Consider the following 24,993-nt stretch of genomic DNA (forward strand, 5'->3'; position numbering starts at 1 on the left):
AAACCCTTAGCGGTCTTTGCGGTATAATTTATGTTCGAAGTAAACCTGAAACCTGGAACCTGGAACCTGAAACTTGAAACCTGAAACAAAAAAAACAAAACCCGACAAGATCTTTTAAATCCGTCGGGTTTTTTATTTATATGAAGAGAAAAATTATCTCAAACTTGCTCCAAGCTCCGTTTCAAAAGTCTGTTGTAATTTAGACATGATTTTGTCAATCTGAGCATCGGTTAGCGTTTTGCTGTTATCTTGAATTGTAAAACTCAAAGCGTACGATTTTTTACCTTCTGGTAATTTATCACCTTGATAAACATCAAATAAATTAATATCTTTTAAAAGCGCTTTTTCAGTTTGTTTAGCCAAGTTAAAAATGCTTTCGTAAGAAGTGTTTTGATCAATTAATAAAGCCAAATCTCTACGAACTTCTGGGTATTTAGGAATTTCAGTATACTTAATTTTTCCAGTAATGATTTTTAAAACCAAATCCCAGTTAAAATCAGCATAATAAACATCTTGTTTGATTCCGAAATGTTTCAAAATAGGTTTTTTAACAACACCCATTTCAACCAAAATATCATTATTATAAGTAATCGCAGTTCCTTCAGAATAAATATCAGATTGAACCGGTGTATTTGAAATCTTTTCAATTCCTAAACGTGATAAAATCGCTTTTACATATCCTTTCAACAAGAAGAAATCTGTTGTTTTTTGTGGACTTGTCCAGCTTTCTTTGTTTCTGTTTCCAGAAATTAATAAAGAAAGATGTTTATGCTCTTCATATCCGTTTAAATATTTATGATATGTTTTTCCGAATTCAAATAATTTTAAATCCGAATTTTTTCTGTTGATATTATAAGAAACAGCTTCTAATCCAGAAAACAGTAAAGACTGGCGAAGTGTTGCCAAATCACTGCTCAACGGATTAAGCATTGAAACGTTATGTTCTTCTTTTAAAGAAGTCGATAATTTTGCATAAGCAGCTGTTGTCAATGAGTTTGCCATCATTTCGTGGAAACCTTGCGAGTTCAACTGAGAAGCAATTACGTTTTGTACTTTATAATCTTCAGTTCTTGGTGAATTCGCTACTGTCGCATTAAATTTCTTAGAGAAATTAATGTTATTGTATCCATAAACTCTTAGAATTTCTTCAATTACATCAATTTCACGCTGAACATCAACACGGTATGCAGGAATCGTTAAACCTAAACCAGAATCTGAAACGCTGTTTACTTTAATATCTAAAGAAACTAAAATCTTTTTGATAGTATCTTTTGAGATTTCCTGTCCAATAATTTTAGATACATGGCTGAAATTCAATAAAACAGAAAAATCTTCTACTTTTTTAGGATATACTTCTACAACATCAGAAGTAATTTTTCCACCTGCAACTTCCTGAATCAAAAGGGCAGCACGTTTTAAAGCATATTCTGTAATTGTTGGGTCAATTCCTCTTTCAAATCTAAATGAAGCATCTGTACTTAATTGATGTCTTTTTGCTGTTTTACGAATGCTAACAGGATCAAAATAAGCACTTTCTAAGAAAATAGTCGTTGTTCCTTCTGTAACTCCAGATTTTTTTCCGCCAAAAACACCAGCAATACAAAGAGGGCCTTTTTCGTCACAAATCATTAAATCTTCTTTGTGTAATGTTCTTTCAACATCATCAAGAGTAACAAATTTAGTTCCTTCTTCAACAGTTTTCACAATGATTTTTCCGTTGATTTTCGCAGCGTCAAAAGCATGTAAAGGCTGTCCTAGTTCATGAAGAACATAATTCGTAACGTCAACAATATTATTTTTTGGAGTTAATCCAATAGCTTTTAAACGATCTTGTAACCAGCTTGGAGATTCGTGAACAGAAATTCCAGAAATAGTTACACCGCAATATCTTGGTGCTAAATGATTGTCTTCAACATTCACATCAATTTTAAGCGTGCGCATGTCAACTCTAAAATTGCTTACAGAAGGTGTAATCAATTCTACGTTTACGCCGCGTTGCAGCATCCCCGCTCTTAAATCACGAGCCGTTCCATAATGACTCATTGCATCGGCACGGTTTGGTGTCAATCCAATTTCAAAAACTTCATCATTTGTAACTTGAAAAACTTGAGAAGCAGGAGTTCCAGGAACAAGGTCATCAGCCAAAACCATAATTCCATCATGGCTGTTTCCCAATCCTAATTCATCTTCAGCACAGATCATTCCGTGGCTTTCCTGCCCGCGGATTTTTCCTTTTTTAATGGTGAATTCTGCACCGTCTTTATCGTATAAAATAGTTCCGATTGTAGCAACTGGTACTTTTTGTCCTGCAGCCACGTTTGCAGCACCGCATACAATTTGTATGGGAGCTTCTAAACCTACATTGACTGTAGTAACTTTCAATCTATCTGCATCAGGATGTTTTTCGCAAGTCAGAACGTGCCCAACAACAACTCCTTCTAATCCTCCTTTAATTGATTGGTATTTTTCGACAACTTCAACTTCCAAACCAAGATCTGTAAGTAATTCTGAAGTCTGCTCAGATGTCCAATCTGTTTTAATAAATTGTTTTAACCAGTTGTAAGATATTTTCATTGTAACTTTTTTATTCTTGAATAAGGTTACAAATATAAGGATTGCGCCGTGGAGTAAGAAAAAATTATTTGGTTTTTTCTTGCTGTTTTTTATCTATAAAAAAATACTTGTTACTGCTTTTTTGATAAAATTATTACTAAAATTTTACTAATTAAATATTATAATAAACTAAAAAAATCAAATGTGTAATTTTTGTGCTACAACATGAATGAAAAGTGCTATTCTGTTTCTTTTTATGCACCTAAATTTGGTATAAATCAAAAATAGAATATTATGAGCACCACAGCAAAAAGACCTGAATTTAAGGCAAAATACGATAATTATATTGGAGGGAAGTTTACTGCCCCAATTAAAGGAGAATACTTTGATGTGCTTTCTCCAATTGATGGAAAAGTATTTACAAAAGCAGCACATTCTAGCAAAGAAGATTTAGAATTAGCAGTAGATACAGCTTATGAAGCATTTAAAACTTGGGGAAAAACTTCTGTTACTGAAAGAAGTATTTTACTAAATAAGATTGCACAAAAGATTGAAGACAATTTAGAATATATAGCAACGGTTGAAACGATTGATAACGGAAAACCAATTCGCGAAACACTTGCAGCTGATATTCCGCTTGCTATAGATCATTTTCGATATTTTGCAGGTGTAATTCGTGCCGAAGAAAGCTCGATTGCAGAATTAGATTCGCAGACAGTTTCTATTGCTTTAAGCGAGCCTCTTGGTGTGGTTGCGCAAATTATTCCGTGGAATTTCCCGATTTTAATGGCTGTCTGGAAAATCGCTCCAGCACTTGCGGCAGGAAATACAATTGTTTTAAAACCAGCCGAAAGCACGCCAATTTCGATTATGGTTTTGATGGAATTAATTGGAGATATTCTTCCGCCGGGAGTTTTAAATATTGTTAATGGTTTTGGAGCAGAATTAGGTCGTCCGTTAGTAACCAATAAAAAAGTGGCTAAAGCGGCATTTACAGGTTCAACTACTACAGGACGTTTGGTAATGCAGTATGCGAGTGAAAACATTATTCCTGTTACTTTAGAATTGGGCGGAAAATCACCAAATATTTTCTTCCCATCTGTAGCAGATCATGATGATGATTTCTTTGATAAAGCGGTTGAAGGTGCAGTATTATTTGCTTTAAATCAAGGTGAAATTTGTACGTGTCCTTCGAGATTATTAATTCACGAAGACATTTACGACAAGTTCATCAAAAAAGTAATTGAAAGAACAGAAGCTATTGTGGCTGGAAATCCATTGGATAAATCGACTATGATTGGTGCGCAGACTTCAATTGTTCAGAAAGAAAAAATCATGTCTTACATTAAATTAGGAAAAGAAGAAGGGGCAGAGGTTCTAACTGGAGGTGATGAAAATAAACTAGGAGGTGAATTAGAAGGCGGTTATTACATTAAACCAACTTTGTTTAAAGGTCATAACAAAATGAGAATTTTTCAAGAAGAAATTTTCGGACCTGTTTTAGCTGTTACTACCTTTAAAACTACTGAAGAAGCAATCGAAATTGCCAATGATACAATGTATGGTCTAGGGGCAGGGGTTTGGACTAGAGATGCTCACGAAATTTATCAGGTTCCAAGAGCAATTCAGTCCGGCCGTGTTTGGATTAATCAGTACCATTCTTATCCTGCTGGTGCGCCATTTGGAGGTTACAAGCAATCTGGAATTGGTCGTGAAAACCACAAAATGATGTTGAGTCAATACCGTCAGACCAAAAATATGCTGATTTCTTATGACAAAAAGAAATTAGGTTTCTTCTAAGAATAACACATCAAAACCCTGGAGAATTCTTAGGAATAGAGTTAGTGAAATGTATGGGGCGTTAAGATAAGATCTTAATGGCATTAAACGAGCTTTCTCCAGGCAATTTTGATTTATAAATACAATAGAATTACTGTTTGATTGCAAAGGGAAAGCTTAAATAGTTGGTTATGTCAAAGCAGTAAATTTCTTAATTGAATTTGCTGCTTTTTTTAAATTTAAAAACAAAACAATGATTAAACGAATTGATGCCACAGAAAAAGCAGTAGAATTGATAAAAATTCTAAAGGAAAAACATGGAGATCTAATGTTTTACCAAGCTGGCGGATGCTGTGAAGGCACCCAGCCGCAATGTTTTGAAAAAGGAGGTTACTACCAGAGAATGGGAGACGTTTGTATTGGTGTTATTGAAGATACAGAGTTTTGGGTAGACAAAGATTTATTTGAATATTGGAAACATGCTCATTTTACTTTAACCGTAATCGATGCCTTTGGTGTTGGAGGTTTTTCGCTGGAAACACCGTTAAAGAAAACTTTCCAAATTGAATACCGAATTTTTACTCCAGAAGAAGAAAAGGATTTGGAACCAGTGACTAGGATTGAGTAGAGTTTTCAGTCTCAGTCTCAGTCTCAGTTTTCAGCTTTCAAGTTTGAAAATTTAGAATCTCAGTATCTCAGTATGTCAGTATCTCAGTATCTCAGTATCTCAGTATCTCAGAACCTTAACACCTTAGCACCTTTAATTAATATAAAGTAACTGATACTGTTTTGGAGTAATTCCTTCGTATTTTTTGAATAATCTGATGAAGTAATTAGCGTCTTCAAAACCTGCTAAATAACAGACTTCATTAATTTGAAGTGATGGATTCTTCAATAGATTTTTGGCACATTTTATTTTTTCATTCAAAATATATTCAATTGGACTCATGCCAAGTTCACGTTTAAAGAAACGATAGAAAGAAGTGGTACTCATACAGGCTTTTTCGCTCAACGTTTTTAAGCTTATATTCTCCTTTAGATTTTGCTTGATATATTCTGTAACCTCTTTAATGGGATTATTGCTTTCTATAAACTTTCCATCGTCTAGAGATTTTACCGTTTGCGTTTGAATAATTCGAATCAATAATTCTTTTAAAGTTAAATCGGCCAAAATATCTTTGGTTATAGATGTGCTCATGCATTCTTTAATCAATTTATTGATTGTTGCCGCCATTTCGACATTATTGTAAAAGAAATAATTCTGATAGTTCAACTGCCAGAACATATTATTTCCTTCTTTAGGATACTGCTCGTTTAAGAAGTTTAAAATTTCATTGATTTTTCCCTGATCAATAGCCAAAGCCAAACATTGTGTGGGATTGTTTTTGGAAGCTTCAGGAAAATCAATTTTCATTTCTACATTCGAAGGAACAATTACCGTTTCGCCAGGAAGATATTCGAATTCTGGATCATCAAAAAGATGCATGACTTTTTTGCCTCGTAGCATACTCGTTACAACCAAGTCATTAAATTTTAACGGAACCATTTTAGTCGATTCGTAGGTCTCAAATAAATTTAATTCACAATGACTCAAATTGTAAATAGTTCTATTTTCAACAAGAGTCTTTAACGATTTTTCTTGTGATAATTGAAGCGGGCTGACTAAAAATCGTTGGTTGTTCATTAAACTTAAATTTTTGGTGAAGACTTTAAATTTAAGTAAAATAAGGATATGAAAAGCAGATTTAACGTTTTATTAAATCAGCTCTTCAACGTGTTTTTTGATGTTTTCTGATATTTTTTTGGTTGGAAGATCATTTTCATCATCTCCAAACGGATCTTCGATTTCCTCGGCAATTAATTCCAAACTGGCTAAAACATAAAATATAAACACAACAACTGGAGCAACCAAATAACCTAAACTAACAGAATATCCAAACGGAAGTGTCATTGTATAAAAGAAGATGAATTTTTTTATGAACGCACTGTAAGAGTAGGGAATAGGTGTGTTTTTGATTCTTTCACACGCCCCGCAAATATCTGTAAAAGCAACCAATTCGTCATTTAAAGTAATCAGCTGATCGCCGGAAATCTTTTTTGCATCATACAGATCATTGATTTTATGATACATTATTCTTTTTAATTGATTTGGCTTGTGTTTATGATGGTCAATTTCTAAATCGACATCTTCAAAAAGTTGTTTGCTTGTGTCTTCATCTTTTAAATGTTTGTGCAAAATATCTGCATACATCGGAATGTATTTTCTGAAAAAATTTCTATCGTTTTCATCTTTTAAAATGGCAGAAAGTTTTATGGCAAAATTTCGGCTGTTATTTACAAGTCCGCCCCAAAGTTTACGTCCTTCCCACCAGCGGTCATAAGCTGTATTGGTTCTAAAAACAAGCAAAAGCGAAATAACAAAACCCAGCATTCCGTGCATAATAGGAATGTTATGGATGTAATCGTTTTTAGATACTTTAAAATATTCGACCTCGAGATAGCCTACTATTGCAGCATAAATTCCAATTGCAATCATAATCGGAAACAATTTTCGAACTGTATCAGATTTATGAAAATGAAAAATAAAAGTAAACCAGTCTTTAGTATTGTAAGTGATCATTTAAGTTTGTTTTGAAACAAATTTAAATTAAAAATTAACCTATTTTGATATAAATTTAAAAAAAATATTCTGCAACATCGAAGTAACAGAAAGGCGTTTCCCTTATTTAATATACACTTAGCAATATGATTTAAATAAGAGAAACGCCTTTTTTAAGTTTTAAGCTTTTAAATTACAGTAAGTTAAAAAGTAATATTTCCTGCTAATTCTTTTAAAGCAATTTCAGATAATTTTGCTTCATACTGGGCGTTGCTGTAACGCACTTTTGCATTTACATAATTAAGCTGGGCTGTTCTAAAATCTAGAGTTGTAATTGTTCCAATTCTAAATTTATCAAGTGTAATATCTAGATTTTGTTTCGCAATTGCCTCGTTGTCTTCTTCCAGATCGATTAACTCTAAGTTGGTTAAATAAGTCTGAAAAGCGGTGCTTAATTGTGTGTTCAAGATCATATTTTGCTGCTCGATGGCAATTTGTGAATTTTCAATCTGCATTTTGGCAACTTTTTCATTGCGATGCTGATTGAGACCATCAAAAATATTCATCGAAGCATTAAATCCGTAGTTTAAACCTCTTGAAGAGTTTTCACTAGTAAAACCTAAACTCGATTGGCTTTCAGAGAAGTTATAACCTGTGGTTAAGCGCAAAATAGGATAACGATCTGCTTTTACTTGTTTTAATTGTAATTCGGCAATACGCTTATTGATAATTTGCGATTCTAAAGCAGGGTTTTGTTTTTGTGCTAATTCCATTAAATCAGCCAAAACTAATTTATTGTCAACGTTCACCTCATCTGTTACTTTGAAGTCAATTTTTGGATCGCGTGCTAAGTATTGATTCAATAAAATTTTAGCATTAGCATAAGATTCTTTTTGTCTCAACAATGCTACTTGATCAGAATTTAAATCAACCTGTGCATTTAAAACTTCTAATTTTGAAGCTTTTCCGATACTGAATCTGTTTTGAGCTAAAGTCAATCTTTGTTTCGAAATTACGATTGTAGTATCTAAAGCAGCTAATTGATGCTGCTGCTGCACTAAATCATAATATGCTGAATTTACCTGACCAATTTTAACTAAAATTGTTCTTTTAAGTTCCGCATCCCCCAGTTTTTGAAGCTCTTTTAATTGATCATATCTGGCAAACATTTTCATTCCGTCAAAAACTGTCCAGCCTAAACTTACACCATAAGTTAAACTATTGTTTTTAGCATTCTTTAACGAAGTTGATGTTCCGTCTTGACGGACTTGGGTTGAATTGGTAAGATTGTTATTGTCAACAACAGAAGCAGTTGCAGTTGGCAACATTCCAGCATTTCCAATTGTTGTGTTGGTTTCGTTTATTAAGGAATTGTTTTTGGCAATTTTAATTTCAAAATTATTTTCCAAAGCTATACTCATAGCCTGCTCAATAGTCAGAACTTCCTGCGCATTCGCCTGAATAATACAAACGAAAAGAATTATTAAAGTGCCGTATATATTTTTGATATTCATGTTTATTTACTTTTGCCACCCAATCACGAATCTTGATGCATAAAATTCGTGATCTTTTGGTTTCTATTTTATACTTTCTCTTTCGTATTCATCAATATGATCAAACTCTGGATAGTGTTTTCTAGCTTTAGACCACATTAAATAAATTGCAGGAATTACAAAAAGCGTTAAAGCCAATGAAAAAATTGTTCCTCCAACAATTACAACTCCCATACCAATTCTACTGGTTGATGCAGCTCCAAGTGACATTGCAATTGGAAGCGCTCCTAAAGCAATGGCTAAACTGGTCATTAAAATTGGACGTAAACGTGCTTCTGAAGCTTCTAAAATAGCTTCTAATTTTGGTTTTCCTTGTTCGCGCAACTGATTGGCAAATTCGACAATCAAAATACCATTTTTGGTTACCAGACCAATTAACATTACAGTACCAATCTGGCTGAAAATGTTCCAAGTTTGGTTGAATAGCCAAAGGGAGAATAAAGCACCGGCAACTGCCATTGGAACGGTCAAAATGATGATAAACGGATCAATAAAACTTTCAAACTGTGCAGCAAGAATTAAGAATATTAATAGTAAAGCCAGTCCAAATGCGAAAGAAGTATTCGAGCTGCTTTCTACAAAATCTCGGGATTCTCCAGCTAAATCCGTTGTAAAACTTTCGTCTAAAACTTTAGCTTTAATTCTATCCATTTCCTTAATTCCGTCACCCATACTTTTTCCTGGCGCTAATCCAGCAGCAACAGTTGCAGACATGTAACGATTGTTATGATACAACTGCGGCGGATTACTTTGTTCGTATACATTAACAACGTTATCCATCTGAATCAATTCACCGTTTTTGTTTTTTACAAACATTGAAGTCAAATCTAAAGGTTTCGATCTGTCTTTTTGATCAAATTGTCCAATTACCTGATACTGTTTTCCGTTTTTGATGAAATATCCAAAACGCTGTCCGCTCAACGAAAGCTGTAAAGTCTGCGCAATATCAAGAATCGATATTCCTAAGCTTTCTGCTTTTGCACGGTCAATCGTTACATTGATTTCGGGTTTATTAAATTTTAAGTTAACATCTGTAGTAGAAAAGACATCACTTTTTCCAACTTCATTCATAAAAAGAGGAATTTTTTCTCTTAATTTTTCAAAAGTAGGAGCTTGAATAATGTATTGAATTGGCAAACCTCCACGTCTGTTTACAGCGATTGTAGGCTGTTGTGTTACAGAAGTTTTTGCATTAGGATATTGTTTTGTCCATTTAGTCAGTTTATCCGCAATTTCCTTTTGAGATTTTTCTCTTTCATCAACGTCTTTAAGTGTTAACCTTACCAATCCGCTGTTTACAGAGTTTGAGCTAAATCCTGGAGAAGTAATTACCAAACTTACTTTTTTCTCTGGAATAGAATCATCAATTAATTTTGAAATTTCCTGCATGAAACGGTCTGTATATTCGTACGAAGAACCTTCTGGTGTTGTCATACGCATTGTTACAGAGCTTCGATCATCATAAGGAGCGGTTTCTTTTGGAAGAATGGTAAAGAACAAATAGATTAATCCAAAACAAACAATTAAGATTGGAAAACTAATCCATTTTCGATCCATGAATTTTGTTAGTGCTTCGGCATAACTGCTGTTCATTTTTTCAAAAAACGGTTCGGTTTTAATATAAAATTTTGATTTTTTCTGTTCACCGCCTTTCATTAAATAGGCATTAAGCATTGGCGTTAAAGTCAATGATACAAAGGCAGAAATCAATACAGCAGCACCAATTACAACTCCAAATTCCCTAAAAAGTCGGCCTACGAAACCTTCTAAGAAAATTACGGGTAAGAATACCGCTGCCAATGTTACTGAAATCGAAATTACAGCATAGAAAATCTCATTTGAACCCTTAATTGCAGCTTCAATAGGAGTCATGCCTTCTTCAACTTTTTTAAAGATATTTTCGGTAACTACAATTCCATCATCCACAACTAAACCTGTTGCTAAAACAATAGCTAATAAGGTCAATACGTTAATAGAAAAACCAAAAAGCCACATAATGAAAAAAGTAGCAATCAAAGAAACAGGAATATCTATTAAAGGCCTGAATGCGATTGCCCAGTCTCTAAAAAATAGATAAATAATAATGATAACTAATATGATTGAAATTCCTAAAGTTTCTGCAACCTCAAGAACCGATTTCTTAACGAAGATAGTATTGTCAAGCGCAATATTTAGTTTGATATCTTTTGGAAGGTCTTTCTTTAGAGCTTCGTATTTTTTGTAAAATTCTTTAGAAATATCTAAGTAATTGGCTCCAGGCATTGGCACAATTGCTAAACCAATCAAAGGAAGGCCAGACTGGCTCATTTTGGTTTCTAAATTTTCTGGTCCTAATTCGGCACCTCCAATATCGCTTAAACGAACAATTTTATCACCATCTGTACGAATAATGATATTGTTGAATTCTTCTGCTTTAGAAAGGTTTCCAACAGTTTTTACTGTTAATTCAGTATTATTTCCAGTTAATTTTCCCGATGGTAATTCAACATTTTGTGCATTTAACGCGGTACGAACATCGGCTACAGTACAGCCATAAGCAGAAAGTTTAGCAGGATCAATCCACAAACGCATGGCATAACGTTTTTGTCCCCAAATTTGAACGGCACTCACACCTGGAATTGTTTCTAATCGCTGCGAAATAACATTCTCGGCATAATCACTTAATTCTAATGAACTTCGTGTATCACTTTGAACTGTCATAGAAATAATGGCTTCACTATCTGCATCGGCTTTTGATACAACTGGTGGAGCATCAATATCTTGTGGTAAACTTCTAATAGCTTGCGAAACTTTATCACGAACGTCGTTTGCAGCTTCTTCTAAATCTTTGTCAAGATTGAACTCTATTGTAATATTACTGCTTCCTTGATTACTTGAAGAAGTAATATTTCGAATTCCGTCAATTGCATTTACAGCTTTTTCAAGAGGTTCAGTAATTTGTGATTCTATAATATCGGAATTGGCACCTGTGTAATTGGTACGAATAGAAACCTGAGCAGGGTCAATAGAAGGAAATTCTCTGACACCCAGAAATGTGTAACCAATAAAACCGAATAATATGATTAATAAATTCAGTACAATGGTTAAAACAGGTCTTTTTATACTTGTAGTTGATAAACTCATTTGTAATTTTAGATTTTAGTCCCGATCCCGAAACCTCGGGACGGGATAGATTTTAGATTTGATGAGTATTTTAAAACTCATAACTTATAACCCAAAACTCATAACTTAAATGTTATTTTTGTACTTTAACTTTAATTGGTGCTTCATTTTTTAATGACATAACACCACTTGTAATTAAAGTATCTCCAGCTTTCAATCCTGATAAAATCAAAATAGAAGAGTCTGTTCTTGTTGTAGCATCAACCATAACTTCCTTTGCTTGTCCGTTATTAGCAATAAAAACTTTTTTGCCATCTTGAATTGGTATAATTGCCTGCGAAGGCACAACAATCGCGTCTTTAATAATATTTAAAGGTAATTTGATATCGGCAAAAGTTCCTGGAAAAAGTTTTCCGTCAGTATTATCAGCAATTGCACGAATTTGAAGTGTACGCGTGGCAACAGCAACTTCTGGTTCAATCGCATAGATTTTTGCATTATATGTTTTATCTGATCCAGAAACTGTAAAATCTATTACAGAACCCGATTTTACTTGTGACGCATATTTCTCTGGAATCGAAAATGTGATTTTTAATTTTCCAGTGTTTACCAATTTTGCAACTAAAACAGTTGGTGTAATATAAGTTCCTGGCGAAATATTACGTAAACCAATTTTTCCTGAAAAAGGAGCTCTTACAGAAGTTTTAGATATTTGAGCTCTTATTAATTGACTTTGTGCTTGTGCTGATGCGTGATCTGCTCGTGCAACATCTGCTTCTTCTTGGCTGATAGCTTCTTTTTGAAGTAATAATTTTGCTCTTCTTTCGTTTTCTGCTGCCAAACCTTCTTTGGTTACAGCTTGTCTTAACTGCGCTTTTAATTCAATATCATTTACTTTAAAAAGTACTTGACCTTTAGTTACAAAACTTCCTTCGTTAAAAAATATTCCTTCTACAATTCCAGAAACCTCACTATGAATTTCGACTTGCTCATTTGCTTCAATAGATCCTGAAAGGGACAAATTATTATCAAACGTAGCCGTTTTTATTACGATTCCGTTAACAGTTGTTGGAGAATCTTTATCGTTGAATTTTTTTGAATCTTCGTTTTTACCTTTATTCGATAATATTCTATAGGTAATAAATCCTCCTATAAGAACGATTAAAAGGGTGTAAATGAGGTGTTTTACTTTCATAAAATTGAAGTGGATAATTAGGTTTTAGGTATGTGTTTTAGTAAGCTTACAAATTTAACTTTTTGATATGAAATCGAAAGACGTTAGCTTTTATTTAACATTTGTATGTACAAAGGTTTACATTAGACTTAAAACCAGTCAAAAGGTTTAATAAAAAGATTATTTTTTTTTTGAATAAATCAAAGTTTTAAAAGAAAAACAGTTTTCAAGAAAAAAAATGTGCTAATATTCTGTAAAGTCAGATTTTTTCTAGTTTTATATTAATTTTATGCATTTTGTCTGATTTTTTTTGCACTTTATCGATTTTATTTGTAACATTGGTATGTTAAACAAAATGAAGTTAAGGTATAGTTTTACTAGTGTATTATAATAGTATTACTATTAAAATGTGATATTAGAAGTTGTTTTTTAAGTTTTTTACAGATTATAGTTAATAATTTTATTAACAAGTGTTTATTTTTTGACTGATTAAACTAATAAAAAAATAATTTATGAAGAAAAAATTACTTCTAAGTCTATGGTTCACACTTTTAATTTTTTTGGTTGGTTATTTGTTTTGGCAAAATGAGTTTAAGTACAGTCTTCCAACGCCAGTCCCACAAAATTATCATGCCATTGCAATGGGATCTAAAATTGAATTAGGACCATGCTGTGCATTCGATAATAAACCCATATTTATACATTTCTTTAATCCAGATTGTCCCTGTTCACGCTTTAATGTGCCACATGTGAGTGATTTAATTAAGAAATATGGAGACAAGATCAATTTTAAAATTGTAGTGTTAAACAAAAAAAGGAATTTTACTATTGATGAAATTCAGAAAAAGTTTGATGCTCAAATTCCTGTTTACTTTGATGAAGCAATTGCAGAAAATTGTGGTGTTTTTTCTACTCCGCAGGCTGTTTTATTAGATCCTTCACATAAATTATATTATCGCGGTAATTATAATAAAACAAGATATTGCACCGATGCAAAAAGTAACTATGCACAAATGGCAATTGATTCTTTGTTGAGCAAGAATCATAATCCTTCTTTTAATGCTTTCGCTCTGAGAGCCTACGGATGTTCGTTACCAAAATGTACTAAATAAATCTAAATCCTAAATCAAAAAATTAAACCTATGAAAACAAAAGCTAGTTTAAACGAACAAGATTATCTGCACAGCTTCATGTCTACAATGACACAAAAATCAGATACAATTATTAATTATGTGCTTGCTATTTATTTTCTTCTCGGAATAGCATTATCTTTTAAATATGACACTTTTGAAATTGGTGTTGGAGTAGGGACAATCAATCTTTTAGCGTATTATTCGGCTAAATTTTTTATAAAGAATTCTAAGTTTTATCAGTATGTTTTATCTATTGTTCTTGCTGTTTTTATGGCGCAATACATTTATCAAATGCATGGTTTGTTCGAAATGCACTTTACAGTATTTATCGCCAGTACGATTTTAATTATTTATCAAAACTGGAAATTACAAATACCATTAACACTATTAGTAGTGCTTCATCACGCTGGTTTGGCATATCTGCAAAATTTTGTTTATAATGATGCAAATGGACTTCAGGTTTATTTTTCTCAAGTTAATTTTGATATGGAAACACTTATTATTCATACCGTTTTGGCTGCTGTTGTATTTTTTATGAATGGTTATTGGGCTTATTATTTTAAAGAGCACAGTGAAAATCATATTTCAAAAATTTCAGATGAATACGAATTGGAAAATATGAAACTGGCTTCTGCTAAATACAGCTCGATGTCGGCAACAAAAGATTATAATGATTTTATTCACAGAACAACATTAGATTTAAAACTGCCGGTAAATTCTGTTTTAAAACTTATAGATGTTTCAAAAGGACATACAGATAACGATAAATTGCTGACTTATCTTGAAATGATGAGAGAAAGCGCCAAGAAAATTGATGATTTAGTTAATGACATTCATGTAAAATCTACAAACAGCAGAATTTAAAGTTTAAAACCGATAGGAATCGGGACCAACTTCCAAATCAAAATATTAATTTTTATATCTGTTGTATGTTTAAGTATGATTTGCCAGCTGCAGTTCCCACGCTGCATAATTTAAAAAAAACTATTGATCATTTTTTGAGTGATAGTATAACATTAAATTCTATTGATAAAATTGGCGCTCAATCTGAATTTGCAATTGAAGTTGCTGCAATTTTAAGTGGTTTTACGAATAATGCCCAAGTTTATAATCTGGACTTTCAATATAAAAAATTAGTTCAGATTATTAGTGATATTCATAACCTTAATCTAGCGGTAAACAATGAAATTCCAGAATGGCTTGAAAACGAATTAGAATTGGTTTTTCATAAAATCAGAAATATTCTGCTTGTTTTAGAAATCGAATTAAATTAAAAAAGATAAAAAAGATTCATTTAATACTTATTGAATTGTAAATTAATTTAAATGTAAAATCTATGGATACCAGATTTACACGTCCAACACCTTCAGATCGAGAAGTAGATTGGAACAAGAATAAAGTGCTGCTTAGTAAAACTGACAAAAAGGGAACCATTTTATATGCCAATGAAGACTTTATAGATGTTTCTGGTTATGATGAATTTGAGCTTATTGGCCAGCCTCACAATATTGTCAGACATCCAGATATGCCAAAAGTCATTTTTAAATTCTTATGGGACAGTATTAAATCAAGTGAGAACATACATGTGATTATAAAAAACATGGCCAAAACCGGTCGTTATTACTGGGTTGTAACTGATTTTAAAATTATTGCAGATACTGATGGCGAAATTGTAGGTTTCTTTGGAACTCGAAAATCGGTCCCTAATGAAATTATCATTAAGTTTATTGAACCTTTGTATAAAAAACTTTTACATATTGAAGAAACGAGTGGTGTACAGGCTTCTGAAGATTATCTAGTTGGTTTTCTTGAGGAAAGAAAAAAAACATATATGGAATATATCGACCATTTGATTGCTACGGGAAAAGATGATAAAAACAAAATAAGCAAGGGTTTATTCAGTGGATTGTTTGATAAAAGTCCTCCAAAAAAATAAGGAATAAAGTTTATATATGCTTCATTGTATCATTTATATATTCGATAAAATTTGCCCCCAACAAATCTAAATCAACTGAATATTAAAACTTATAGATTTAAGTTCGATACAGTGAAGTGTATTTTTTTTTAGGTTCTAAGTTGCTGAGATGCTAAGGTTCTAAGATTTCTTCGACTTCGTTCAGAATGGATATTAATAATAAGTTTATTTCTAAAACCTCAGAATATCAGCATCTTAGTGACTTAGTGCCTCAGTATCTAAGATATATAATTCCAAATATTTTTCTTTTTAGTTAACTCAATAAAGATAGCTCTTAAGACAGCATGTTCTGGTTTTTGTAAAGCAGAATCTTCTTTTAAGATTTTCATGGCGTAATTTCGAGCCAGAGATAAAATATCTCTATCTTTCACGATATCTGCAATTTGAAGGTTTAAAACACCACTTTGCTGCGTTCCCATTAAATCGCCGGGACCGCGAAGTTTAAGGTCAACTTCGGCGATTTCGAAACCATCATTGGTCTGCACCATGGTTTCCATTCTGGTTTTACTGTCAGAACTTAGTTTATGCCCTGTCATTAAGATACAATAACTTTGTTCGGCACCACGACCAACACGTCCGCGGAGCTGGTGCAGCTGCGAAAGTCCAAATCTCTCAGCGCTTTCGATAATCATAACACTTGCATTAGGAACATTAACGCCAACTTCGATTACCGTTGTAGCAACCATAATATTGGTTTTTCCTTCTGAGAAGCGTTTCATTTCGGCATCTTTATCGGCAGGTTTCATTTTTCCGTGCAGAATGGAAATGGAATATTGCGGAAGCGGAAAATCACGGGAAATACTTTCGTAACCATCCATTAAATCCTTATAGTCCATTTTTTCAGATTCCTGAATCAACGGATAAACAATATAAATTTGTCTTCCTTTGGCAATTTCATCCCGAAGAAATTTCCATACTTTCAAACGATTAGTATCAAAACGATGCACCGTTTGAATTGGTTTTCTTCCTGGCGGTAATTCATCAATAACAGAAATATCTAGATCGCCGTATAAACTCATTGCCAATGTTCTCGGAATTGGCGTTGCAGTCATTACCAGAACATGCGGCGGAATATCATTTTTCTTCCACAATTTAGAACGCTGCTCCACACCAAAACGATGCTGTTCATCAATCACAGCCAAACCTAAATTTTGGAATTTCACTTTATCTTCTAACAAAGCATGTGTTCCAATTAAAATTTTAAGACTTCCGTTTTCAAGTTCTTCATGAATAATTCTTCTTTCAGAAGTTTTGGTCGAACCCGTTAATATTCTGATATTGATGTTTAAAGTATTCGCAAATTCTGATAAACCAAGAAAATGCTGATTGGCCAAAATCTCAGTCGGAGCCATTAAACAAGCCTGAAAGCCATTATCGATAGCAAGAAGCATACTCATGAAAGCAACAATTGTTTTTCCAGAACCAACATCACCTTGAAGCAGACGATTCATTTGAGCGTTGCTTCCCATGTCTGTTCGAATTTCTTTTATTACTCTTTTTTGAGCATTGGTCAAATCAAAAGGCAGATGATTTTGGTAGAAATCATTAAAAAGTTCACCAACTTTTGTAAAAGGATGTCCTTTTATTTTATGCTTCCGAATAAGATTTTTAGTAATTAATTGAAGCTGAATAAAGAATAATTCCTCAAATTTTAATCTGAATTGTGCTTTTGCTAAAATATCAGCACTTTTTGGAAAATGAATATTAAATAGCGCAGCTCTCTTCGGAATTAATTTTAATTCTTCAATCAAAAAAGGCGGAAAAGTTTCAGTAAACAAAGCCTGGGTTTCCAAAAAAAGCTGCTCCATCAATTTATTAATGGTACGGTTTGAAATTCCTTTATTAGTTAAAGATTCTGTTGAAGGATAAACCGGCTGCATTGCCGATCGCAGACTTCTTTCGTGTTCACTCAGCAATTCAATTTCGGGATGCGCCATACTGAATTGGCTTCCGTATAAAGAACATTTTCCGAAAATAACAATTGGTTCATTTAGCTTTAAAGTTTCACGAATCCATTTATGACCTTGAAACCAGTTGAGATCAATTTGCCCTGTATCGTCAACAAAAGTTGCTACAAGTCGCTTTTTGTTTTTAGCAAATTCAACCGTTTTGAGGTGAATTATTTTTCCAATAATCTGAACTTCAGAACCCGTATTCTGTAGTTCGTTAATCTTATAATAACGTGTTCTGTCAATATATCGATTTGGAAAAAAATTGACTAAATCTCCATATTTATGAATTCCCAATTCCTTACGAAGCAGCTGGCCGCGACTCGGGCCAACGCCTTTTAAGTATTCTATTGGAGTTTCTAGGAGATTATTAGACATTAAATTATTTTAGATTTAGATTTTAGAAATAGAGTTAAGAATAAATACAATAGATTAGGTCTGTATTCTTATTCCATTTTCGTTTATCTTGAAAAGGCGAAGATAAATCTTAATTAGGAAATTTGAAAATGTATTGTTGTTTTCAAGTTTTGGATATTAATTTATAATAAAGTTTTTAAAAAAGACGCAACCATTTTAAGAAAGGAATATCTTATTAATAGTTAACCGTAAAACCTTAAATAAAATGAAAAAAATTGGACTTTTAATTGTAATGTTTGTGTCGCTTATTTCTTGTTCAAATGATGATTCAAACGATAATGCTAAACTTACCGTAACAGATTATCATGGAAAATGGATAAACATTCACGAAGTTAAGGATATAAACAGTCCTTATGTATGGACTGAATACTACGTTTTCAACGCCAACAACACATTTGTAAAATCCAGAACAACTATAGATGGAACTACTACTGCAACAGGGACTTTTGAAGTTTTCACTGCTGATAATAGACCAAATTTTAAATTAACTTATTCTGCAGCTACAAATTTAATTTACAATTGTACCTCTGGAGTTGGAGGAACAAGTGAGCTTCTATATATCTACAATGGTTATTTAGAAAATAGCGCCAGAATGTGTGATGCAGCATCTACCTACGAAAAAGAAAAATAAAAACCGTAAGTTTGTTCAAGATATTAAAAGTATTCAATCTTAAATTGAATACTTTTTCTTTTTTAATATTTAGAAAATGACGACACACTTAGCACTTTTGCGCGGAATAAACGTTTCAGGCCATAACATGATGAAAATGGAAGCTTTGAAAACAATGCTTGAAAATATCGGTTTCCAAAATGTTCGAACCTATTTACAATCTGGAAATGTTTTTATTGATAGTGAAGAAGAGGCCTCAAAAGTAGGTTTTATGATCAAGCAGGAAATCTTTAAAGTTTTCGGCCATGAAGTTCCAGTTGTTGTAATTACAAAAGAAGATCTAAAATCTTGTTTTGCTAATAATCCATTTTTAAAAGAGAAAGATGCTGATATCAAAAAACTTTATGTTGCATTTGTTTCGACAGCTTTAAAAAAAGAAAATATAAATGATTTAAAAATCAGTCAGTTTAAACCTGATGAAGCAAGTATTGATGAAAATAGAATTTTTATAAAATATGCTGTTGGAGCAGGAAAAACTCGTTTTGATCAAAAATATATTGAGAAAAAATTGAATGTAACGGCAACTATTAGAAACTGGAATACAGTTACTAATTTGCTTGAAATGTATGGCGAATAGTTTTTTTGAAATATTATTTAGGAATTAAATCACAATACCAAAATCCAAAATCAAAAGCTGTTTCATCATTTGTATCACAAGCATCATTTGAGGAGTTTTGATTTGCTTGTTTTTCATATTTTCGGTAAACAATTTCACCAATTTCAAAATCAATTGGTTGAGAAAATATTGGTCCGTCAAAAGTAAAGGTATGAAATTCACCATTTTCGCCGCATACATCAACATTCTCAGGTAAATCATTTATGAAATCCTGATCGATAATTCTGCCGACAAAACTTTTGTCTAAGTATTTTTCATTCACACAAACCACAATTGTTTTAAACCCAAGCGATATAAATTCTTGAATCAATTTTTGAGTTGGAATCTTCCAAATTGGAAAAATTCCGTTAAAACCAATTCTAGCTAATTGATTTTCGCGATATTGACGTAAATCTTCTAGAAAAATATCTCCAAAAATAGAATGAGTAATGCCTTTATTTTTTAATTCTGTTAAAGTCTCAGTCATTACATTTTCATAAACTTCCATAGTCGGCATTTCTGGAATTTCCATAATTTTCAGAGGAATACCAATGCTTTCCGCCTGAGCTTCTAATAAAGCAACACGAACACCATGCATAGAAATGCGCTGATATTGTTTGTTTACGCTTGTTAATAAACATTCAATTTTAAAATCAGGATTTTGAAGAATTTTATATAATGCAAGAGCAGAATCTTTTCCGCTGCTCCAATTAAATAAGGCTTTTTGAGGTACAGACACGATTTGGTATTTTATGCTGTAAACTTACAAATTTCATTCTATTTGTTTGTGAAAGGTTTGTAACTTTGGGATTTTGCCTTCAAATTCATTTCAATGAAATACATCTTTTTATTATTTACCGGATTTATATTCTCGCAGCAAACCCAAAACGTTGATTTTAAGTCAGTTTCAGGGCAATTGTTGTTAAATTCAAAAGAAAAAACAGTTTCAGGTGCCGTAGATTTCCAGTTTGAGGTCTTGAAAGATTGTGATACCATTTCGCTTGACGCTAAAAACATGGAATTTTCGAATGTGAAAATTAATGATAAAGAAGTCATTTTTATAAATACTACTAAGCAATTAAAAATTGTTTTTCCTTTTACAAAAAGTCAGAATCACTTAACTTTTAATTATACGGTAAAACCAAAACAAGCCTTGTATTTTGTTGATATAGAAAACGATGAAGTGCAGATCTGGACGCAGGGGCAGGGCAGATATACCAGTAATTGGTTTCCGAGTTTTGACGATGTGAATGAGAAACTAATTTTCAATTTAGGAATTTCTTATGACGCAGCTTATCAGGTTGTTTCGAATGGAGTTTTAAAACAAAAAACGCCAAACGTTAACTTAGTTCATTGGCAGTATCAAATGGAAAAACCAATGAGCTCTTATTTATTAATGCTGGCAATTGGAAAATTCGATAAAAAAGAATTTAAATCTAAAAGCAAAATTCCGTTAGAATATTATTATGAGCCGAAAGATGCCGATCGTTTTGAGTCGACTTACCGCTATTCGAAACGAATTTTTGATTTTCTGGAGAAAGAAATCGGTGTAAAATACCCTTGGCAGATTAACAGACAAATTCCAGTTCGAGATTTCTTGTATGCGGGAATGGAAAACACAACAACGACTTTATTTGCAACTCGTTATGTTGTAGATTCAATTGGTTTTTGCGACCGAAACTATACCAATGTTGACGCTCACGAATTGGCACATCACTGGTTTGGAGATTTAATTACAGCCGAAAGTAGTACACATCATTGGCTTCAAGAAGGATTTGCAACGTATTTTGCCCTTCTTGCAGAAAAAGATATTTATGGAGAGGATTATTTTTATTCAAAATTATACGATACCGCACAGCAGATAAAATTTGCTTCAAGAACCGATACAATTCCGGTTTTAAATGCCAAAGCCAGTTCGCTCACATTTTACGAAAAAGGAGCCTGGACATTATTTGTGTTGCACGAATCGATTGGTGATAAAGCCTTCAAAAAAGCTATAAAAAGTTATCTGAATAAATATGCTTATCAAACTGTAAACACGCAAAACTTCTTCGACGAGATTAAGAAAGTTTCAAATTTCGATTTGGAAAAATTCCAGAAAACTTGGTTAGAATCGACTGCTTTTGATACGCCGACTGCAAATGCCTTGTTGAGTAAAAATAAAACGATTCAGAAACGATTGGAAATTGATAAGTTAAAGAAAACACCTTTAGCAGAAAAAATAGACATTTTAAAGACCACTTTAGAATCTGATGTGTATCAGTCAGTAAAAGAAGCAGTGGTTGATCAGTTAGAAAATGAAAAGTATGAGTCTAAAAAACCGCTTTTGCTTTTGGCATTGGAGACGAATAATATGGAAGTTCGCCAAAATGTTGCACAAACGCTGACCAAAATTCCTCAAGATTTTAGACTGCATTACGAAACGCTGCTTGATGATAAATCTTATCAAACTCAAGAAATAGCACTGTATTGGCTTTGGAGGAATTTTCCAGAGCATAGAACAGAATATTTAAATAAATCTAAAAACTGGATTGGATTTAATGACTATAATCTGCGTACTTTATGGCTTTCGCTAGTATTGTCTACGCCAAATTACAGCAATGATCAAGAATCTCTGATTAATGAACTCATTGCATTTTCATCTACAAAATATGAAGCCACTACACGACAAAATGCTTTAGAAAAACTAATTGCTTTTAAAATTATTAACGATCAGGTTTTGAGTAATTTAGTTGGTGCAACAACACATCATATGTGGCAATTTTCTAAGTTCGGAAGAGATAATATTCGTATTCTTTTAAAAAATCCAGAAATGCGTGCTTCATTTAATAGAATTTTACCTAATTTGACCCCCGATGAACAGTTTCAATTGAATCGTTTATTGATTGAAAAAAGTTAAAGGTTTTATGTTATAGGTTGTGCGTTTTGAAAACCAAAATTTAAGTTGTAAATCATTGATTTATTAGAATATACAATAAAGAGGAATGAGATGTAAGGTTGAGAAACTTTTAAATTCCATAACTCATAACATAACTTTAAAACGCACATGAGAGCATTGGTTATTTCTGGTGGAGGCAGTAAAGGCGCATTTGCCGGCGGTGTTGCCCAGTATTTAATAGAAGAAAAAAGACACGAATACGATTTGTTTTTAGGAACTTCAACAGGAAGTTTGTTAATTCCGCATTTAGCTCTCGGCCACATTAAAAAAATTCATTCGGTTTACACTAATGTTACAATGGCAAGTATCTTCAATATTTGTCCATTTGTTGTTAAAAACAAAGATGGTGTTGATATTGTGACTATTAATCACTTTAATGTCATACGTCAGTTTTTTAAAGGAAAACGAACTTTTGGAGAAAGTAAAGGTTTGAAAAAATATATTCAGAATAACTTTTCATTGTCCGACTTCAATAATCTTAAAAAATTAAAGACTGATGTCATAGTTACGGTTACCAATTTTACAACAAACGAATCAGAATATAAATCTGTAAAGGATTGTACGTATGAAGAGTTTTGCGAATGGTCTTGGATTTCTAGTAATTATGTTCCGTTTATGAGCTTGGTTGAGAAAAACAATTGTGAATATGGCGATGGTGGATTTTCAAGTTTGGTTCCAATACGCGAAGCAATTAATAGAGGTGCAACAGAAATAGATGTAATTGTTTTAGAAACCGAGGTCAACACAACCAAAACAGTTATTGGTAAAAATCCTTTTTCTTTGATGATTGACTTGTTCCGAATTGCTTTAGATCAAGTTGAAAAACATGATATTGCTATAGGAAAACTTATGGCAAACAATAAAGATGTAAAGCTTAACTTATATTACACGCCAATTAAATTGACTGACAATGCTTTGATTTTTAATAAAGATGTAATGAAAGGTTGGTGGGAACAAGGTTATGAATATGCTCAGAATAAGTCTGAGGTTATGAGTGACAATAAATAATTTTAGATTGTTGATTTTAGATTTTAGATTATGAAAACTCAATCTAAAATCTAAAATCTGAATTCTAAAATATTTTTACCAAAGATCAGCTACTTCATTTTTAATATAACCCAAAGCAGCATTACTAGGAGATTGTTTTTCTAGTAAATCGTTCAAAATTACTTCGCGTAATTTGTCTGCATTATCTACTTTATCGCTCATTGCGGCTTTACGAATCATTTGAATGGTTGCATTTTTTGCAGTTGTAATAATTGTCCAGCATTCGTCTGACATGTAAATCTGCTGTGTCAAATTATGTTCAAATTCTTGTTCGATTTGTTCGATTACAAAATTTTCATAATCGTGTTTATCTTGAGAAATTGGAGAAATCCTGATTAATAATTTAGTCAAATTAATGCGCTCTAATAAATAAAGTCATACGCTCATAAGCCTGCAAACGTATTGGCAGAGATTGTTTTTGATATTCTTTATTTAATAAAAAAGCGCGTTTTCGATCATTGTTTTTAATGTGCAGTTCAAAGAAACGATAAGCTACAACTCCTGTAACTAATGCCGGCAGAGTATAACTCGCAAGTTCTATAATTTTATTAAAATCCATTTGAATAATTTTTCAGCAAAAATATACTTTTTGAGGAAAAATCCACTTTAAATTTGTGGTAATAAACAAAAAGGAAGCTGTACTTTTGCAACTTGTTTTTTAATTTGTCTGAAATACAGTTTTTAATGGATTCGTATATAATATTTTTTCTTTGTTTAGCAGCTTTTGCTGCTGGATTTATTGATGCCATTGTTGGCGGCGGCGGATTGATACAAACTCCAATGGGATTAATTTTATTACCTAATTTGCCAGTTTCTACAGTTGTGGGAACATTAAAAATTCCAGCTTTCAGCGGAACAGCTTTTGCAGCTTTTCAGTATTTAAAAAAGGTTGTTATTCAATGGAAATTACTGCTCATTATGATGTGTTTGGCGGTTCCTTCGGCATTTTTGGGTTCTACGATTTTGACGATGGTGAGCAACGATTTTATGAAACCGCTTTTACTGGTAGTTTTATCTTTACTTTTTATTTATACCTACGCTAAGAAAAATTTCGGACAACATGCTTCGAAAGATCATTCTGCTGCAACACAAATAATTTATGCGGTTGTCATTAGTATAATCGTTGGTTTCTATGACGGATTTATCGGACCTGGGACAGGAAGTTTCTTTGTAGTAGCATTTATAGCGCTTTTGGGTTTTGATTTTCTTCACGCTTCCGCGAATGCTAAAATGGTAAACTTGGCGACGAACTTTGGTTCGATTTGCTTATTTACGATTAAAGGAAAAATTATCTGGACAATTGCAATTCCGATGGCAGTAAGCAACGGACTTGGAGGCTGGCTGGGTGCAAAACTGGCTATCAATAAAGGAAACGGTTTTATTCGGATTTTCTTTTTAATTGTGGTTGTTGGAACTTTGATTCGCTTTGGTTATGATGTTTTTTTTAAGTAAGTTTTTTCTAGGTTCTAAGGTTCTGGAATTCTAAGGAGCTGAGACTTTGAATATCGA

The 24,993-nt window shown here is 32.6% G+C and carries 19 protein-coding genes and 1 pseudogene; 11 read left to right on the forward strand and 9 right to left on the reverse strand.

Annotated features, from left to right (window positions below):
* Nucleotides 1-153: 153 nt before the first annotated feature.
* A complete protein-coding gene (gene pheT / locus QE431_RS10165) occupies nucleotides 154-2,574 on the reverse strand; it encodes a phenylalanine--tRNA ligase subunit beta (RefSeq protein ID WP_307295453.1) in 2,421 nt (806 codons plus the stop codon).
* Nucleotides 2,575-2,847: 273 nt separating this feature from the next.
* On the opposite strand from pheT, the gene QE431_RS10170 reads away from it, so the two are divergent.
* Both QE431_RS10170 and QE431_RS10175 read left to right on the forward strand, forming a co-directional pair.
* Nucleotides 2,848-4,353 (forward strand): aldehyde dehydrogenase family protein, encoded by a 1,506-nt coding sequence (locus QE431_RS10170; RefSeq protein WP_307295455.1) that lies wholly within the window; start codon nucleotides 2,848-2,850, stop codon nucleotides 4,351-4,353.
* 232 nt (nucleotides 4,354-4,585) lie between these two features.
* Nucleotides 4,586-4,960: a DUF779 domain-containing protein gene (locus tag QE431_RS10175; protein WP_057118068.1), complete on the forward strand. Its 375-nt coding sequence runs from the start codon at nucleotides 4,586-4,588 to the stop codon at nucleotides 4,958-4,960.
* Nucleotides 4,961-5,092: 132 nt separating this feature from the next.
* Here the strand turns inward: QE431_RS10175 and QE431_RS10180 are convergent, their stop codons facing one another.
* From QE431_RS10180 to QE431_RS10200, 5 genes are all read right to left on the reverse strand, one after another.
* Nucleotides 5,093-6,016 carry an AraC family transcriptional regulator gene (locus tag QE431_RS10180; RefSeq protein WP_057118067.1) on the reverse strand — a complete coding sequence of 308 codons (924 nt, stop codon included), beginning with the start codon at nucleotides 6,014-6,016 and terminating at the stop codon, nucleotides 5,093-5,095.
* A gap of 72 nt (nucleotides 6,017-6,088) precedes the next feature.
* A complete protein-coding gene (locus QE431_RS10185; protein WP_057118066.1) occupies nucleotides 6,089-6,952 on the reverse strand; it encodes a bestrophin family protein in 864 nt (287 codons plus the stop codon).
* Between the two features lie 182 nt (nucleotides 6,953-7,134).
* Nucleotides 7,135-8,445 (reverse strand): TolC family protein, encoded by a 1,311-nt coding sequence (locus QE431_RS10190; protein ID WP_307295459.1) that lies wholly within the window; start codon nucleotides 8,443-8,445, stop codon nucleotides 7,135-7,137.
* A gap of 63 nt (nucleotides 8,446-8,508) precedes the next feature.
* Nucleotides 8,509-11,607 carry an efflux RND transporter permease subunit gene (locus QE431_RS10195; protein ID WP_307295461.1) on the reverse strand — a complete coding sequence of 1,033 codons (3,099 nt, stop codon included), beginning with the start codon at nucleotides 11,605-11,607 and terminating at the stop codon, nucleotides 8,509-8,511.
* 112 nt (nucleotides 11,608-11,719) lie between these two features.
* Nucleotides 11,720-12,781, reverse strand: a complete 1,062-nt coding sequence (locus QE431_RS10200) for an efflux RND transporter periplasmic adaptor subunit (RefSeq protein ID WP_134141351.1) — start codon at nucleotides 12,779-12,781, stop codon at nucleotides 11,720-11,722.
* 491 nt (nucleotides 12,782-13,272) lie between these two features.
* On the opposite strand from QE431_RS10200, the gene QE431_RS10205 reads away from it, so the two are divergent.
* The 4 genes from QE431_RS10205 (at nucleotide 13,273) to QE431_RS10220 (ending at nucleotide 15,829) form a co-directional block, all read left to right on the forward strand.
* The gene (locus QE431_RS10205; protein WP_307295463.1) at nucleotides 13,273-13,872 is read left to right on the forward strand and encodes a thioredoxin fold domain-containing protein; all 600 of its coding nucleotides are present in this window, start codon (nucleotides 13,273-13,275) and stop codon (nucleotides 13,870-13,872) included.
* Between the two features lie 30 nt (nucleotides 13,873-13,902).
* Nucleotides 13,903-14,757 carry a hypothetical protein gene (locus QE431_RS10210; protein ID WP_057118061.1) on the forward strand — a complete coding sequence of 285 codons (855 nt, stop codon included), beginning with the start codon at nucleotides 13,903-13,905 and terminating at the stop codon, nucleotides 14,755-14,757.
* Nucleotides 14,758-14,822: 65 nt separating this feature from the next.
* Nucleotides 14,823-15,167, forward strand: a complete 345-nt coding sequence (locus QE431_RS10215; protein WP_057118060.1) for a hypothetical protein — start codon at nucleotides 14,823-14,825, stop codon at nucleotides 15,165-15,167.
* Nucleotides 15,168-15,229: 62 nt separating this feature from the next.
* Complete coding sequence (locus tag QE431_RS10220) at nucleotides 15,230-15,829, forward strand: PAS domain-containing protein (protein ID WP_057118059.1); 600 nt, start codon at nucleotides 15,230-15,232, stop codon at nucleotides 15,827-15,829.
* Nucleotides 15,830-16,086: 257 nt separating this feature from the next.
* Here QE431_RS10220 and recG read toward each other — a convergent pair whose 3' ends face one another.
* The gene (gene recG / locus QE431_RS10225; RefSeq protein WP_307295466.1) at nucleotides 16,087-18,195 is read right to left on the reverse strand and encodes an ATP-dependent DNA helicase RecG; all 2,109 of its coding nucleotides are present in this window, start codon (nucleotides 18,193-18,195) and stop codon (nucleotides 16,087-16,089) included.
* Nucleotides 18,196-18,439: 244 nt separating this feature from the next.
* Between recG and QE431_RS10230 the strand changes: the two genes are divergently transcribed.
* Complete coding sequence (locus tag QE431_RS10230) at nucleotides 18,440-18,865, forward strand: hypothetical protein (RefSeq protein ID WP_307295468.1); 426 nt, start codon at nucleotides 18,440-18,442, stop codon at nucleotides 18,863-18,865.
* Between the two features lie 76 nt (nucleotides 18,866-18,941).
* A complete protein-coding gene (locus tag QE431_RS10235) occupies nucleotides 18,942-19,481 on the forward strand; it encodes a DUF1697 domain-containing protein (protein WP_307295470.1) in 540 nt (179 codons plus the stop codon).
* Nucleotides 19,482-19,494: 13 nt separating this feature from the next.
* Here the strand turns inward: QE431_RS10235 and QE431_RS10240 are convergent, their stop codons facing one another.
* On the reverse strand, nucleotides 19,495-20,238 hold the full coding sequence (locus tag QE431_RS10240; RefSeq protein WP_307295472.1) for a diphthine--ammonia ligase: 744 nt from the start codon (nucleotides 20,236-20,238) through the stop codon (nucleotides 19,495-19,497).
* A 93-nt stretch (nucleotides 20,239-20,331) separates the two neighbouring features.
* On the opposite strand from QE431_RS10240, the gene QE431_RS10245 reads away from it, so the two are divergent.
* Together QE431_RS10245 and QE431_RS10250 are read left to right on the forward strand one after the other, a co-directional pair.
* A complete protein-coding gene (locus QE431_RS10245) occupies nucleotides 20,332-22,398 on the forward strand; it encodes a M1 family metallopeptidase (protein ID WP_307295474.1) in 2,067 nt (688 codons plus the stop codon).
* A 147-nt stretch (nucleotides 22,399-22,545) separates the two neighbouring features.
* Nucleotides 22,546-23,445, forward strand: a complete 900-nt coding sequence (locus QE431_RS10250) for a patatin family protein (protein ID WP_057118051.1) — start codon at nucleotides 22,546-22,548, stop codon at nucleotides 23,443-23,445.
* A gap of 75 nt (nucleotides 23,446-23,520) precedes the next feature.
* On the opposite strand, the pseudogene QE431_RS10255 reads toward QE431_RS10250, so the two are convergent.
* Nucleotides 23,521-24,043 (reverse strand): annotated as a pseudogene (locus QE431_RS10255) (hypothetical protein).
* Between the two features lie 125 nt (nucleotides 24,044-24,168).
* On the opposite strand from QE431_RS10255, the gene QE431_RS10260 reads away from it, so the two are divergent.
* Complete coding sequence (locus tag QE431_RS10260) at nucleotides 24,169-24,936, forward strand: TSUP family transporter (RefSeq protein ID WP_307295477.1); 768 nt, start codon at nucleotides 24,169-24,171, stop codon at nucleotides 24,934-24,936.
* Nucleotides 24,937-24,993 lie beyond the last annotated feature (57 nt).

Origin of the sequence: Flavobacterium sp. SORGH_AS_0622 (assembly GCF_030818825.1) — a bacterium.
Lineage (GTDB): Bacteria > Bacteroidota > Bacteroidia > Flavobacteriales > Flavobacteriaceae > Flavobacterium.

Bases quoted from the DNA above. Each gene is read 5' to 3' on its own strand.
- pheT (WP_307295453.1), bottom strand. From the start codon at position 2,574: ATGAAAATATCTTACAACTGGTTAAAACAATTTATTAAAACAGATTGG.
- QE431_RS10170 (WP_307295455.1), top strand. From the start codon at position 2,848: ATGAGCACCACAGCAAAAAGACCTGAATTTAAGGCAAAATACGATAAT.
- QE431_RS10175 (WP_057118068.1), top strand. From the start codon at position 4,586: ATGATTAAACGAATTGATGCCACAGAAAAAGCAGTAGAATTGATAAAA.
- QE431_RS10180 (WP_057118067.1), bottom strand. From the start codon at position 6,016: ATGAACAACCAACGATTTTTAGTCAGCCCGCTTCAATTATCACAAGAA.
- QE431_RS10185 (WP_057118066.1), bottom strand. From the start codon at position 6,952: ATGATCACTTACAATACTAAAGACTGGTTTACTTTTATTTTTCATTTT.
- QE431_RS10190 (WP_307295459.1), bottom strand. From the start codon at position 8,445: ATGAATATCAAAAATATATACGGCACTTTAATAATTCTTTTCGTTTGT.
- QE431_RS10195 (WP_307295461.1), bottom strand. From the start codon at position 11,607: ATGAGTTTATCAACTACAAGTATAAAAAGACCTGTTTTAACCATTGTA.
- QE431_RS10200 (WP_134141351.1), bottom strand. From the start codon at position 12,781: ATGAAAGTAAAACACCTCATTTACACCCTTTTAATCGTTCTTATAGGA.
- QE431_RS10205 (WP_307295463.1), top strand. From the start codon at position 13,273: ATGAAGAAAAAATTACTTCTAAGTCTATGGTTCACACTTTTAATTTTT.
- QE431_RS10210 (WP_057118061.1), top strand. From the start codon at position 13,903: ATGAAAACAAAAGCTAGTTTAAACGAACAAGATTATCTGCACAGCTTC.
- QE431_RS10215 (WP_057118060.1), top strand. From the start codon at position 14,823: ATGTTTAAGTATGATTTGCCAGCTGCAGTTCCCACGCTGCATAATTTA.
- QE431_RS10220 (WP_057118059.1), top strand. From the start codon at position 15,230: ATGGATACCAGATTTACACGTCCAACACCTTCAGATCGAGAAGTAGAT.
- recG (WP_307295466.1), bottom strand. From the start codon at position 18,195: ATGTCTAATAATCTCCTAGAAACTCCAATAGAATACTTAAAAGGCGTT.
- QE431_RS10230 (WP_307295468.1), top strand. From the start codon at position 18,440: ATGAAAAAAATTGGACTTTTAATTGTAATGTTTGTGTCGCTTATTTCT.
- QE431_RS10235 (WP_307295470.1), top strand. From the start codon at position 18,942: ATGACGACACACTTAGCACTTTTGCGCGGAATAAACGTTTCAGGCCAT.
- QE431_RS10245 (WP_307295474.1), top strand. From the start codon at position 20,332: ATGAAATACATCTTTTTATTATTTACCGGATTTATATTCTCGCAGCAA.
- QE431_RS10250 (WP_057118051.1), top strand. From the start codon at position 22,546: ATGAGAGCATTGGTTATTTCTGGTGGAGGCAGTAAAGGCGCATTTGCC.
- QE431_RS10260 (WP_307295477.1), top strand. From the start codon at position 24,169: ATGGATTCGTATATAATATTTTTTCTTTGTTTAGCAGCTTTTGCTGCT.